General features: G+C 35.9%; 9 protein-coding genes and 1 pseudogene. 1 reads left to right on the top strand and 9 read right to left on the bottom strand.

What is annotated here, in order from left to right:
• Positions 1–529 (top strand): annotated as a pseudogene (locus tag A5844_RS07915) (helix-turn-helix domain-containing protein); the annotation flags it as partial.
• 152 nt (positions 530–681) lie between these two features.
• Here A5844_RS07915 and A5844_RS07910 read toward each other — a convergent pair.
• From A5844_RS07910 to A5844_RS07870, 9 genes are all read right to left on the bottom strand, one after another.
• Positions 682–1,389 carry a zinc metallopeptidase gene (locus A5844_RS07910; RefSeq protein ID WP_086284653.1) on the bottom strand — a complete coding sequence of 236 codons (708 nt, stop codon included), beginning with the start codon at positions 1,387–1,389 and terminating at the stop codon, positions 682–684.
• A gap of 77 nt (positions 1,390–1,466) precedes the next feature.
• Positions 1,467–1,802: a zinc ribbon domain-containing protein YjdM gene (locus A5844_RS07905; RefSeq protein ID WP_086284652.1), complete on the bottom strand. Its 336-nt coding sequence runs from the start codon at positions 1,800–1,802 to the stop codon at positions 1,467–1,469.
• A gap of 333 nt (positions 1,803–2,135) precedes the next feature.
• Entirely contained in the window at positions 2,136–3,086 is a 951-nt protein-coding gene (locus A5844_RS07900; protein ID WP_086284651.1) for a DHH family phosphoesterase, read from the bottom strand.
• A gap of 15 nt (positions 3,087–3,101) precedes the next feature.
• Positions 3,102–4,433 (bottom strand): DRTGG domain-containing protein, encoded by a 1,332-nt coding sequence (locus tag A5844_RS07895; RefSeq protein WP_086284650.1) that lies wholly within the window; start codon positions 4,431–4,433, stop codon positions 3,102–3,104.
• 9 nt (positions 4,434–4,442) lie between these two features.
• On the bottom strand, positions 4,443–5,123 hold the full coding sequence (locus A5844_RS07890; RefSeq protein WP_086284649.1) for a metal-dependent hydrolase: 681 nt from the start codon (positions 5,121–5,123) through the stop codon (positions 4,443–4,445).
• Positions 5,124–5,341: 218 nt separating this feature from the next.
• A complete protein-coding gene (locus A5844_RS07885; RefSeq protein WP_086284648.1) occupies positions 5,342–7,021 on the bottom strand; it encodes a ribonuclease J in 1,680 nt (559 codons plus the stop codon).
• Positions 7,022–7,866: 845 nt separating this feature from the next.
• Positions 7,867–8,997 (bottom strand): IS110 family RNA-guided transposase, encoded by a 1,131-nt coding sequence (locus A5844_RS07880; protein WP_086284198.1) that lies wholly within the window; start codon positions 8,995–8,997, stop codon positions 7,867–7,869.
• A gap of 377 nt (positions 8,998–9,374) precedes the next feature.
• Positions 9,375–13,115: a hypothetical protein gene (locus A5844_RS07875; RefSeq protein ID WP_086284647.1), complete on the bottom strand. Its 3,741-nt coding sequence runs from the start codon at positions 13,113–13,115 to the stop codon at positions 9,375–9,377.
• Positions 13,116–14,846: 1,731 nt separating this feature from the next.
• Positions 14,847–15,453, bottom strand: a 607-nt coding sequence (locus tag A5844_RS07870) for a hypothetical protein (RefSeq protein ID WP_179190564.1), incomplete at its 5' end; no start/stop codon positions are given.

Below are 15,453 nucleotides of genomic sequence, written 5' to 3'. Positions count from 1 at the left end.
CCCAGTCATTTCTTCCTCAGAGAAAAAATATTTTTACAATTATTATCTCATGTTATCCTTAATTTATATTTTGCTCTTAGGAAAATCAGCCCCTTTTTTCTATTCTCTTCACTATCCAAAGGGGGCCCATGAAATCGATGAAGGTAATTTGCATATCAAAAAAATAAAACAAATCGTCAATGAAATATTCATCGATCATCCAAAAAAGACGTTGATTGTTTACTATATCAGTAGTTTGATCTATAACCTCCTACAGTCTGAATCCACAGAAAATTTAACCATCTATATTCAAATGAATAAGACTCTAACCGGTAATTACCATATCCAAAACCGTTTACAACAACTCTTTGATGAACGAATGATCCGCTTAACGGAAAACCCTGAACAAGCAGATTTGATCATCACTGACTGGTTTGATGATTCTTATCAAAATGGAAAGATCTTTTATCTAGATCCTAGTAGAGAAAAAGAACAGTGGGTAGATTTAGTCACAATGATCCAAAAATTATATCTGAGAAAGATGATTTAGCAAAAACTTCCTTTCTGTTTTTTCACTTTTATCTTCTAGAAGTAGTATTTTCAAAAAAATAAAATCGATGTAGCTAGTCGCACAGCTATGCGTTTAGAAAAAAGGCAGGTAAGAAATTGAAAATCAAATTCTTACCTGCCTTTTTATCATGACTAGTCTCGACGATTGCCGCCAAAAATCAAAATCAAACGTAATAATTGTAAAAATGTCGATAATGCTGCTGCAACATAGGTCAATGCTGCAGCAAACAATACATGCTTCGCCATCGGTACTTCCTCTTCGGTCAATAAACCACCTTCACTTAAAATTTGAATCGCTCGTCTTGAAGCGTTAAATTCTACAGGAAGTGTGACTAATTGGAACAACAGAGCCAAAGAAAAAGCAAAGATCCCAATATTGATCAAAGTAGAATTCCAGCTAAATAATACGCCGATCATGATCAATGGGAAAGAAATCATCGAGCCAAAGTTTGCTACTGGTACTAGTGAAGCTCTTATTTTCAGTGGGGCATAACCTACCGCATCTTGAACAGCATGTCCACATTCATGGGCAGCAACACCAATCGCAGCAACTGAAGTAGATTGAGCTGTTGCTTGTGATAAACTCAACAATTTAGTACCTGAATTATAATTATCTGTCAAATTACCCGCAATCTGTTGAACACCTACATCAGTGATATGCTGACTTTGCAAGATAAATTGTGCAGCTTGAGTTCCTGTGACATTATTTTTACTTCTGATTTTATCATACTTATGGAAGGTACTATTGACATATGCAGAAGCAAGCCCAGAGATGACCAAGCCGATAATTACTAATATAAAGGTCGGATCAAGAAATCCATAAAGACCATATCCATACATTATCGTTTCATCCTTTCTTCACTTACTTTTATTTTACCATGGGTTTCGTGAAAGGAATGTGAAAAGAGATTGAATTTTTAAAGCTTTTTGACAAATTCTGATTTCAATTTCATTGGACCAAAACCATCGACTTTACAGTCAATATTATGATCACCTTCCACTAAACGAATGTTTTTTACTTTTGTTCCTTGCTTAATAGGTGTAGAAGCACCTTTTACTTTTAAATCTTTGATCACCGTCACGCTGTCACCATCGGTTAGACGATTGCCATTCGCATCAACTACAATTAAACCTTCAAGAACTTCTTCTTGTTCAGTTGGTGTCCATTCGTTGCCACATTCCGGACAAATCAATAATCCTCGATCTTCATAAGTATATTCAGACCCACAAACTGGGCAATTTGGTAATGTCATTTCATTTCTCCTTTTTGTTCGTTATTGAGCATTATTATAACGGACAAAAACTAATTTGAAAAGTCAAAAATAACAATAGCAATAAAGTTGTGATTCCAGTGATTTGCTTCATTAGCCAAAATAGAAAATACCAAAATAGCTTTACCTATTTTACCTAGTTTCAACTTAATATCAAAAGAATTGAATTTTAAATACCGTTTATCAAAATCATAAATAAGTACTTTACATTCGATAATTTGGCGTTTGTTTAACTAATAAAATACTAGTAATCAAATGACCCTCCTGACAGATAACTCTTATCACAAAATTGAACATCATAACACAAGCTATAGACTAGTCTGAATAATCTTGACAGATTGCTTGGATTTCTTGATAGATTTCTGCTACTTCTGTTAGATCCTTGGCATTCGCTCCACTTGCAAGGGGGTGTCCACCACCATGGTGCCGTTTTGCTATCTCATTAATAACGGGTCCCTTTGAACGTAGTCGTACACGATAATAGCCTTCAGGCTGTTCAACAAAAATTCCCCATGCTAGCACTTCATCAATCACACCTGGCAACGAAACAATGGCAGCTGTTTCTGAGTCACTGATCCCATGCCGTTGTAAAAGATCTTGTGACAACATTACTTTTCCTGCTCCTTGATCATCAACTTCAATGGACTGATAAACATAACCCGATAATTTTGCTACTTTCATTGGGATTTGTTCAATCTGTCGATTCAGTTGGCCTGCATCAAATGGATAGCTTCTTAGCATGGCAGCAATTTCTAATGTACGTTTTGTCGTTGATGGATATAAAAACCTGCCGGTGTCACCAACGATACCAGCATATAATAACCGTGCTGCCTCAGCGTTCAATTTCAATTCTTCTGGGAACATCAAAACAAATTCAGCAATCATCTCACTGCAACTACTTGCTTTTGTATCTACCCATGATAAATCTCCGTATGGTTCATCATTCGGATGGTGGTCGATTTTGATCAATTGACTTCCCAATGAGTAACGGTCGTCACTAATTCTTGGTGCATTAGCTGTGTCTGTCACAATCACCAATGCCCCATCGTAAAATACATCTTCAATCACTTGCATTTCTGCTAAATACTGAAGATCAGCAACATTCTCACCTACTTGGCGGATTTCTTTTTCTGGAAAACTTTGACGTAAAATTTCTGCTAAACCAACTTGCGATCCTAATGCATCCGGATCAGGTCGTTGATGACGATGAATGACGATTCGTTTATATTTTTTTATTTCATTTAAAATATCTTCTTGTATTGACATAACTTTCCCTACTCTCTAAGAACGCTCCATTACCTGACACACAACAATTGCTTTCGCTACGATCGTATTTTCAATAAACACTTCGATATCCAGCTTGGCGGATCTTCTGCCAATTTCCAAAACCCTTGGTCGGATATCTAGTTCACTGTCAATTTGAATCAGGCGAAGATAATGTAAATTCATCTGTTCCAACAAAATATTCCGTCTCTGATTTAGTATCATCGTTTTTTGAGCCACGTCAGAAATAATCTCACTTAATACACCAAAAGAAATCGTTCCTACACCTGTCACCATCTGTGGCGATACGTTAAATTTAAATTTTGGAGAAGCTAACCGATTTCCCTCACGATCAGTATCAATCGTCTGGATATTCCCCGAGATTTGATCCGAGATCGTATCCGCAATTTGCGGTTGCCGCTGAACCAATTGCATGGCTTTCATCACGTCTTGGCGAGTAATCAACCCTTCTAAAGTCAAATCATCTGAAACAACTGGCATGATTTCTAAGCCATCCCAAATCATTTGGTGACCCACCGAAGCCACGCTCATCGTCTTCTTGACACTGATTGGGTCTTTAGTCATTACCCGATCGATAGCCTGAACTGGGGATTTTCCTACAACATCTTTAGCAGTAATGATTCCCATTAAACGCATGTTGTGATTCACAACAGGAAAACGTGAATGTTGCGTTTCTTCCGATAAACGTTGGTAATCCGCAATAGTATCTGTCTGCATCAGATAATGTGTTTTTTGTGCGGATAAGTAGATATCGCCAACGAGCATGATGTCTTTTTTGATTAGTTGATCACTTAAGGCACGGTTGATCATTGTGGCTACTGTAAATGTATCGTATGTTGTCCGCAAAATAGGCATTGCAAGTTCATCTGCTAATTGTGCAATCTCTGGAGTCGTATCGAAACCACCAGTGATCAAAACCGCTGCACCATCTTCTAAAGCAAGTTTTTGAACTTCCATTCGGTTACCAACAATCATCAATGAGCCTGGAGTGATATAGCGTTCCATTGCATGTTTCGTCATTGCACCAATTACAAATTTATTCAACACTTTGTCTAACCCTTCGGCTCCACCCAAGACATCTCCCTCAATGATTCTTACTACTTCACCAAAAGTTAAACGCTCGATATTTTTTTTCAATTTACGCTCAATGCGAATCGTTCCTACCCGTTGGATCGTCGAAACTAATCCGATATTTTCAGCATCTTTGATTGCTCGGTAGGCGGTTCCTTCACTCACTTTTAGTTCTTTTGCGATACTTCGGACAGATATTCTATTTCCAACGGGAAGACTTTCGATATATTCTAAAATCAGATCGTGTTTCGTTGCCATATCCTTTACCTACACTTCTAGCGTCTCTGAAACGCTCATTATTTTTCCTTCATTGTCGCTTAATAAGTCAAGAAATACTTCAGGATCTTGTTTGATTACAGGAAATGTATTGTAATGGATCGGCACGACTGTCTTAGCTTTGATCCGTTTCGCTGCACGCGCCGCATCTTCTGGTCCCATCGTATAGTTATCTCCAATTGGTAGAAATGCAACATCGATAGAAAATTGTTCTCCTAATAATGCAAGATCACTAAAATCTGCGGTATCTCCTGCATGATAGATTGTTTTTCCTTCTGCTTGAATGATGATCCCACTGGGTTCACCCATATATAAAACAGACCCATCTACTTCATAACTTGAACTATGTTGCGCATGTACAAATTTGATTGTTCCAAAAGGAAATGTATTCTTTCCTCCAATATTCATTCCAAAGGCTTTTACGTCTTGCTTTTGTGCATAATTAGCAATTTCAACAATACTGATAATCGTCGCATCATTTGTTTTAGCGATCGGAATCATATCACCAACATGATCATTGTGACCATGAGTCACTAATATCCAGTCGGCTTTTACTTTATCGATTTCCAAATCTGTCATTGGATTTCCAGTAATAAAAGGATCGATCAATACTCGTTGTCCGTTCTTCATTTCAAGAGATAAACAAGAATGGCCATGATAAGTAATTTTCATTTTCTCACTCCTCCATCTTTTTTCACAATTTCTCACACAACAAATTCATTCTTTTTTGAGATTCATTCGATAAATAGTACAGTATATACAAATTAATTGTAACAGATAACCTTTCACGTACCAAGTATGAAGTAAACAAATAAAACGACTGTGCCAGACACATCCATTAACTGGATTCATCTGTCACAATCGTTATTTTTATAGGGGCTATATGGAACTTAGCGTTTTCCTCTGCGTTGGGTTGCTTCCATGATCACTGGTAGAATCACTGGACGACGTTTGGTTTGCTCAAATAAATAACGTCCTAAATGATCACGTATTTCTTGTTTTAACTTACTCCACTCAAAATCATTGCTTTCTAAATGTTTTTCAACGATTTCTTCGATCATATTACTACTTTCCTTCATCAAATCACGACTTGCTTTGACATAAACAAATCCTCTAGACGTGATCTGTGGTTTGGAAACAATTTTCTTTTCACGACGGCTGATTGTTACAACAGCGACAAAGATACCATCTTCAGATAATATTTTACGGTCTCGTAAAACAATATTTCCAATATCTCCTACACCTAGTCCGTCAATCATCACGTTTTCAGCACTAATCGTTCCAGCCACACTCATGCGTTTGTTTTTATATTCTAAAACATCGCCACGACCTGTGATGTAAATGTTTTTGTAAGGCATTCCTACTGCATGAGCCAAATCTGCATGTGCAGCAAGTTCACGATATTCACCTTGGACGGGAATAAAATAGGTTGGTTTCATGAAATTCAACATCAATTGCAAATCATTTGGGTTGGCATGGCCAGAAACACGCATATTTTCAGAAATCAGTTTGACTACTCCGCCGGCACGATAAATCATGTCTTCTGTTTTTGCAACCATGGTTTCCATCGCAATGCTAGGTGTCGTTGTAATATAAACAAGATCACCTTCTTTGATTTTGACATTACGATGAGCGCCATTTGCCATTTTTTGTAATGACTTGATTGGCTCACCCATACGTCCTGTTTCTAAAATGATTAATTCTTCAGGTTCATAATTTTTCATATCTTTTAAAGTGACAAGTAAGTCTTCACTCGGTAATTGTAATTTTTCTAAACGCATCGCCGTACGGATGATCCGTTCAAAATCTTGACCAGTTAGCACAACTTTTCGTTGGGCTTTAGCAGCTGCATTCAATACTTGTTGGACGCGTTGTAGGTTACTAGCTACACAAGCAACGATAATGCGCCCTTCCCAGTAATTGATTGTATCGAACACTCCATCAGCTATCTGTAGTTCCGAAGCAACAGGTACTGGATTTTCTGCATTAGCAGATTCACTCAGTAAAGCTAATACGCCTTCTTTTCCAATTTCTGCAAGTCGAGCATAATCTGTTTGGTACATTGGGATCGCTGTCTGATCAAATTTAAAATCACCAGTGTAAACAATGTTTCCTTCTTGTGTCTTCAGATTGATACCGACTGAATCTGGGATTGTATGCGTCGTACGGAAAAAGCTGACGATCGTTTCGCCAAAGTCAATTTCTGTATGTTCATCTACTACGTGAAAATCTTTGAATCCTTTCGCCGCATCATTACGGTTAACATTTAATTTTGCCAATTCAATCGTCAATTCTGTTCCAAATACGGGGACAGAGATTTTTGATAGCAAGTATGGCAAAGCGCCAATGGCATCTGCATGTCCATGAGTTAAAAATACTCCTGCGACACGTTCAACGTTTTCTTCCAAGTACGAAAAATCAGGAATGACGACATCGATCCCTAATAATTCATTTTCTGGATATTTTAGACCACAGTCTAAAATAAAAATTGCTTCCCCAACTTCTGCAATGTACATATTTTTCCCATTTTCACGTACACCGCCTAAAGGGATAATCTTAATGGTACTCACAAATTTCACCTCTTCTTATGACATCTAAGTTTAAAGATATCTATTTTCTTCTTTATATAGTCTGTCGTTGATTCATCAGTAAAGCCCCGATCTTCTAGATGTTGGAAGTTCATCGCTCATCCAATCTTCTAGGGGTTTCAAACACTTTACGAATCGATGACTGATTTTATTAATACACAAAAAACTGGATTGAGCAGATGGCTCAATCAGCCATTCCACATTATTATACAACAAAATGTCCAAATCGCTAGCATCTATCTTCCACTATAGCTAGCTATGCTTTTCCCGCACCATTTTCTTCGTTCTTAATGAAGATACTTCATCTATTTTAACACATTTGAGAGAATAACTATAGAACGATTTATCATTCTAAACCTTTTATCAAAAGAAGTTAGCTAATTTCTGACCACATTTAGTTTTTTTATCGCTACACCTGTTTGCTTCATAAGATCCAAAGGTCTTTAAAAGGATATTTGCTTATCCTGCTTTTATCTCTCCTCACGTTTACGTATAAAGCACCTCATCCATGAAGAGATTCCCTTATACTTATAATTAAGTAGCTTTCATTCCTAAACAATTTTATTCTTCGGATCAATTGATATCCTTTATTCTATTTGTGAAAAAAATAGTAGCAACTGTTCAGAAAGAAGGATTCTTTCCGATTTTTCGATTCCTTTTGGGGATAAAAAAAGGAACAGAAAGAAAAATAGTTCTTTCTGTTCACCAACATCGTTTTATACGAAAGCTTCACCGCACCTATGTACGAAACAACTAGAAAAAAAGCAAAAAAAACTACCCTCCTCCATAAAAATTAAGAATCTAAAAATTTCAAAGAGCAGTGGTTCTTATTCGTGATAGACTTCATTTCTCAAAAGCATATAGTAAATGATTCTAGTAATAAGATGAGCAACTGCCACTATCGCACGCTTACCGCCTCGATTTCTACAGATTCTTTGATAATAGTTTTTGAATCTCTGATGATTAGATTTACAAGCTGAATAGGCACATTGGCATAAGACCCTCTTTGCATAAGCATTTCCTTTGGAAATTCTCGTAGAGCGTCTTTTCCCAGCACTTTCATTGTTTCCAGGACACAGACCAACCCATGAGGCTAATCTTTCTGCAGAAGAAAACTGATTCATATGAATGCCAAACTCAGAGATAATTACAGCAGCTGAATCCGTACTAATTCCTGGGATCGTTAATAAATTGTCCATCTGTTTTTGGTAAGGAAGTAAATATTCGGCTATTTTGGTTTCTAGTTCACCAATCTTACTGTTATACATATCAATAACATCTAAAATTTGTGCCAATAAAAACTTGTGATGACTTCTGAAAAAGCCAGTAAGTCCTTCCACTAATTCCGGCACTTTAAATTTTAAAGAAGTATAAACAGCCGCTTCAACTTTTTCTGCAGTAATATCTTCCTCATTAATCAATAGATTTAATAAATTTCTTCCAGATAATCCGAATATATCTGTCATGTAAGAAGTTATTTTAATTCCGGCAGTCTGTAAAATTTTGTGCGCGCGATTCTTTTCTCGATTTCTAGATTCGATCCACATTTTTCTTAACCGTGTGAGTTCACGCAAATCTTGTATAGGTTCCTCTGGAACAAAACTTTTGGGAATCAAACCTACTCGCAGCAACTTAGCAATCCAACTTGCATCTTTTTTATCCGTTTTTTGCCCAGGAATATTTTTAATTTTATACGGATTAGCTAGAACTAAGTCGAAATTTCCTTGAAGAATGTGCCAAACCGGTTTCCAATAAATACCTGTACTTTCCATAGCGACAATCTCACAATCAAAATCCGTTAGCCATTCATGTAGGGCTAATAATCCTTTGGTGGTCGTATCAAATTTTTGTAGATGTTTTTTTGGTCTGGTAGAAGTAAGCGGACCTTGTAAAACACAAGCAACAACATTACTTTGATGGACATCTAATCCAGCACAGCATTCGTAAATGATTTCCATAAAAAGGCACTCCTTTCCCATGATTTTAGGAAAGGAGTGCTTTATTTCATGTAAAATCAAATTTTTATACACATGCTCATTGGCAATATTTCAAGGTTCTCGAGAAATAAAGCAAGCCAGTTTGACAATCGGCATCACTTGCTTTTCCAAAATAATGGCGGCTTTTTTCCTTTCCTCTATAATTGTACTACAATCTTACCTTTCATTCTTCAGGGTGAATGAGTTTGCGAATTCATGTGTGTTTGACAAAGAGCCAAAAAAGAGCATTCCCGTTACTCGAGAACACTCTTCATGTTTATCTTATTAGCAAATCAATGATCTAACTCAGTGATAAGAAACTAACTCTTGCTACTCATCATTTAACATTTCACTAAAAATTATTTGGCAAAAATTTGATCCACATCGCTTCGTGATTGATTAAATTGTTGGTTGGCTGAGTTTATCGACTTACTTACAGCCTGACTCTGCTTTATAAGATTAGAAATGCTTTTCATCTCTACAGAATCTGTTCCTGTATTGTAAACGTATCCTTTGGAAAGATCAGTGGATTTCTGTGGAAGTTGTTTAATAACTCCACTAATTCGCTCATTAAACGTTGGTTGCTTTTTATATCCATCAGCCGTTTGTTTAGCCATTTCAGTTTTTTTCTGCCACTGTTGCACTGGATGATGATAGCTGTTCTGAGACAAATCTTTCGTATTTCCTGTTCCAACCACTTCTTTTATTGCCTCATCAAAAATTTCTTTTGGAGACATCGACCGATCGCCATTTATCATATCTTTGACTTTAAGTACCAATAAATCTTTAAATTGTTGCCATTTACCCATTAGTTTATCGAAATATTCCATACCACCTTCTTGCCACAGTCTTTGTATATCCTGCTCATTTGGTAGCTGTTGGTCACTAGGATTTTTTTGAGAAAAATCATGCGCATTCTTTGCTTCAGCCACTTCTCTTATCGCTTCATCAAGAATTTCTGTTGGAGGCATCGATACTTCTCCATTTACTCTCATCTGCTGGTATTTAAGTTCCATTAAATTGATTACTTGTTCCCATTGGTTTATTAACGATTCGCCTATATTAGACTGTCTCATATTTTCTTTAAATTTTAGCATTTCGTCTGATCGGTTATTGCTCAATGGCTTGTCATTTACTGTATCTTGTTTGTCTGTTTCAGGAGATGAAACTCTCGTAACTGCTTGATCTTTACCAGTTGTATTAGTTCCTTCATTTAAAGAAAGGGAAGAGTTCTCTTTAAATGGTTGCATCAGTGGCTCTTCCGAGGTTTGTACCGGAGCTGTTTTTTTGTTGTTAAGCGTTTCCAGCATCTGTTTTTTAAACAATTCTGCTTTGAATCGAGCAAGTTCTCGTTCCGCGGGATTGTCCCATAGTTTAGCTTCTTCAGGCCGTCGCAAAACACGATCTTGCTGATACATCCTATCCGTTCGACAAGGAATCTGAGTATTTGTACCTGTATTGGATTCATGTTCTAGAAGGTAAGATTTCTCTTCAAATGGTTGCATCAGTGGTTTTTCCGAGGTTTGTACCGAAATTGATGCTTTATTGTTAAGTATTTCTGCCATCAGTTTGTTTAAAAATTCTGCATCGGATGGAGTAAGTTCTTGTTCCTCCAGCTTGTTCCTTTGTTCCAAAACTGGCCCTCTATTTTCAAGTATTTCTAACCTCTGTTTTTTTAAGAATTCTGCATCGGATTGCTGAACAGACCCTAGTTCCCTCACCTTGTTCCATAGAATAGCCTCTTTAGGTAATCGCACAACACTACCTTGCTGTTGCTCCCTATGCTTCTGTTTCAAATCAAGATATGATTCAGTAGGACTAGTAATCTGATGCAACATACCTATTTCAGAAGAATTTTGAAGGAACTTGATTGTATGTTTTGGAAATAATACCTTAGCGTCTAGCATCTCTTTTATTGGATTTGTATAAGATTCATATTGTTTCAGCATTTCGTCCATTGGATCATTGCTAGATGCCTTGTCATTTAACGTTGTCCCTTCGACTGTTCCACTGCTTTGTCGTTGCTCATGACCGTTCTGAGATAAATCTTTCGTATTTCCTATTCCAGTCACTTCTTTTATTGCCTCATCAAAAATTTCTTTTGGAGACATCGATCGGTCGCCATTTATCATATCTTTGACTTTAAGTACCAATAAATCTTTGAATTGTTGCCATTTACCCATTAGTTTATCGAAATATTCCATACCACCTTCTTGCCACAGTCTTTGTATATCCATCTCATTTGGTAGCTGTTGGTCACTAGGATTTTTTTGAGAAAAATCATGCGCATTTCTTGCTTCAGCCACTTCTCTTATCGCTTCATCAAGAATTTCTGTTGGAGGCATCGATACTTCTCCATTTACTCTCATCTGCTGGTATTTAAGTTCCATTAAATTGATTACTTGTTCCCATTGGTTTATTACCGATTCGCCTATATTAGACTGTCTCATATTTTCTTTAAATTTTAGCATCTCGTCTGATCGGTTAGCGCTCAATGGCTTGTCATCTTGTAGCTTTTGTTCTTTAGAAGTTACTATTTCCTCTGCTTGGATTTTTGTTTCTTCTTTAGGGATATCTGATTTCAACTGTGGTCCTTCAGAATTTCGTATCAAAGCTGATTCATTAAGATCCCGGCGAATCATCATATTTCTTAAATCTTCTGCTATTTCAGACAGCCTTTCCTTTTCTTTAAGTTTTAGGGCTTCGTGCGTTTGGCTATCGCTCAATGCCTTGTCATTAAGCGTTGCTTGTTTATCTGTTTCATTGGATGGCTGTTGCTTCCTACCCTTTTGTTCCAAATCATTATATATTAAATCATTATTAGTATTCCTATTTGTTATTTCGTCTGAAATAGAGTGATCCATCCTACCTTCAGATGAAATCCGAGAGATTTTGGTTGTATGTTCTGAAAATGATTTCTTTATATCTTTCATTGAATTTATATAAGATTCTGTTCGCTTAGCCTGCTCCACATATCGCTTTAGTATTTCGTCCGTTGGGTTATCGCTCAATGGCTTGTCACTTGACGTTGCTTGTTTGTCTGTTTCAGGAGATGGCTGTTGGCCACTGAGTTCCTGATCCAAATGATTCGTTTCTCCTGGATTCACTATTTCCGAATGTCCATCAATAACTTCTGGCTCTGTATAAAAATTACTAGTTTTGTCATTTGCAAAAAGAAAAGATAAAATATCATCGTGTTCGTTAGCTGATATTTTCTCTGCTTCAGAGATAGAATATTTTTTATCAGTTTGTTGCTGTGCTTTTTCAGGAATTGACCTGCTTCTAGCTTGAAGGTTAGAAATATCTGCCCCCACATAGATTTTATAAGTTTGTCCTGAACCTGATTCTTTAAGTTTTTGCATTTCATCCACTTGATTTCCGATAGATTCTCCATCGTATTGCGGAGTAGTCCCTTGTCTCCTCCGGGGATTTATAGATTCTATTGACTCCGTATATTCTTCAGTTACGGATGATTTCCACGCTATTGGTTTATGACTAAACTTGCTATCAGACGTAACGTATGTTTCATTTTGAAGTTTGCTTTCTATATTCCTCATTAAAGAAGTAGAATTTACAATATTTTTACCTTTCTTAGTCTTCCTTCTATTCTTAGTCTTCCTTCTATTCTTAGTCTTCCTTCTATTGAATGAGCCTACTGCTGTTTGACTATTGGAAAAGAAGTCTATTCCTGTTTTATTACTTGATGATTGTCCTATTGCTGTTTGATTATCGAAGAAGTCTATTCCTCTGTTCGATACTTTTACTGCTGTTTGATTATTGGAAAGGAAGCCTAACTCTATTTCATTGCTTGATGATCGTCCTGCTGCTGTATGATTACGAGGGTTATGAGATAAGGTTCTGTTTTCTCTTGCCTCTTCACTAGCATTTCCTAATAAAAAATACGAATAATAAAAATATTTTACTAATGCATCTCTAAATGAAGTTGTCGTCCTTCTTGGTTGCTGATATGAATTGGCGATATCATTTAGGATCTCTTGAGTGTTTCTTGCAATACGTGGGTCATGTGTTCTGTTGTGGTTTTTACCTATTTTTATTCTATAATTACTAGTTGAATTACTTTTTGAACCATTTCTTGGCATTTTTTTCACTCCTTCTTTTAAAATTAAATTTATACCTATTCGTATTTCCTTAATAGTAATAGCAACATTCATTTCATTTATTGGTGTTTATGTATAAAACTAGCTAGCAAGTAACTCCAATACGAAATCAATAGTTAATCAATCTAAGGGTGGATTAACTACAAGAAAATAATCAACGAATTATCGTTCAACTTTTAACATATGACCTGTTTTTGACTATTATGATTGTTACTCTTTACAAAACTCTTCTAAATTTGACGAGAAAAATTTAGAAAAAATATCCTCAAAATAGAATACTGTCTACTCTTTTCTTTCATAGAAAAGAGTAGCTGTCGATTGATTTTTTTGTTAAATTAAAACTCTGAATTTATGGTTTTAGTTTGTTGTTATAACCACATCCCCTCTTATCGGAAATACAAATTTCATCTCAAAGTATAGTTTAATTTGACTATAGTAAGATGTACTATAATTTCCCGTATTCAAATAAAACAGCTCCTATTCGGTTCGGCTGTTATGCTTTTTTCTTAGTTTTATTCTAATGGCGTTATGCTTTGACCAAGGATTAAAAATTAAGTAGATTTTTTCTATGTATCTTCTAATTTATTTCACTATTTATCTTTTATTTTTCGTTGAAATTCTTTGTATATATTAAATGTAGAAATTTTGATGTTTTCGTGACCTGAACTTTCATTTTTTTAGAAATAACAAAAAATATACTCTGAATTTTGATAAAATGATTCTGCACTTTCCGATTGTTAGCAGACTCTACTGACATCTTTTTATTTCATTTCCATTTTTCAAATTAAAAAGCGCCTGTTCTATTCAGATGCTATACCTTTTTTCATAATCTTATTCTAATGACGTCATGACTTGATTAAAGATTGATAATTTAGTGGATTTTTCTATGTATCTTCTAACTTATCATGTTATTCATATTTTATTTTTGTTGAACAATTATATATATATTAACTGTCGGAGTCTTATTACTTTTGTGACCTTCAGTTTCATTTCTTTAGAGAAAATTAAAGAATAGTTCTCTAGAACTTGAAAATTTTTTCAAACTTTCTGATGTAATTGGATTTAAGTGCTATCCTTTTTATAGAGTAAAAAAGAATAAAAACGTCATGAAATTCCTCAGAATTGATTTGGCGACGATTTACAAGAAGGATACAATATGCCCATATTACTTACCAAAGCCACCTAAATAGCCGATTTACTATTTTGCTTTATTCCGTCTACACTGCTATCTACTCTCTCAAAATTTATTTTATGCAATTAAAAAAGTGAGATTAGACCGTTTAAAAGATAGTTGAATGTGGAAAGAATGATTCTTCATGAAATCGCTCCACGCCTTTGAGAATCTTCAAAAATTTTTTTACGCACATCAATACCCTTTCTAGCTACTCAAGTGGTCCACAGAAATTTTCAAATAAGCATAGTAAGGTATCCAAACAAAATGCCTCTGTTTTCCGAAGTTTTGATAAGTTTCATTTGCCAATGACCATTCGTCATGAGAATACATTTTTTAACAAAAAAAACGGGAACGTGACATAAGTTCTTCAATAAACCAAATATTCGAACTATCTTGATATCGCTCTTGCGATCCAGTAGACCTTTTTCGCAAATTCACGATAAATAGTCCAATTCCTCTAATATCATTTGGATATTTTAGTCTGTTTTTTACTTATGCCACAGCCCCCAACTATCATTCTAGATTTCTCTTCGCCAACGTTATTTGGCAAGTCCTTGGTTTAAGTCACTTCGCTTCCAGGCTGTTTGCTGATTACCCACTGTCACATTATGATTATTGCTTTGGATTATACTATTACGCATGATGCTCGATATACTTCTCTTTTGTGAGAGCTGCGTTACGGTATTTTGTCCTTTGTTCGTATTCGATAGCTCTTTGTAGCTTGATTTATCTTCTGCTTGGGCCTCAAGCATATTTGGTTTAGTAATTTTCTCCTCAGACTTGAACTTATTTACTGCTTCTAGAGAAGTAGAATTTTCTTCACTGGATTGTTGCACTAATTCTTTAAGAGTAGGTAGTTTTTGAGGTCTCTGCTCAACTACTGTTGCATTATGTGATGAGGTTTCGTTTAACCTTACTTGTTGGCCTATCCCATTGTCCTTTGGTTGTTGTCTATCGTCTTGAGTCAAATCTGTCTTATTCTTGAAGAAATCCATTGTTTGGTCTACGGTTTGTTGATTAGGCGCCATTCTCTTCAAGTGATTCCGATTGGTGGTTGTTTGATTATTTGATGGAAATTCCTCTAACGTCACTTGGGTGACCGTTTTACTGGCTTGCTGTTGTTTCTCATCCAAAGTCCGTGCTTTT

The sequence above is a fragment of the Candidatus Enterococcus wittei genome, assembly GCF_002140175.1.
In the GTDB taxonomy this organism is placed as follows: Bacteria; Bacillota; Bacilli; order Lactobacillales; family Enterococcaceae; genus Enterococcus_B; species Enterococcus_B wittei.
This window is presented reverse-complemented; position numbering and strand designations above follow the sequence as displayed.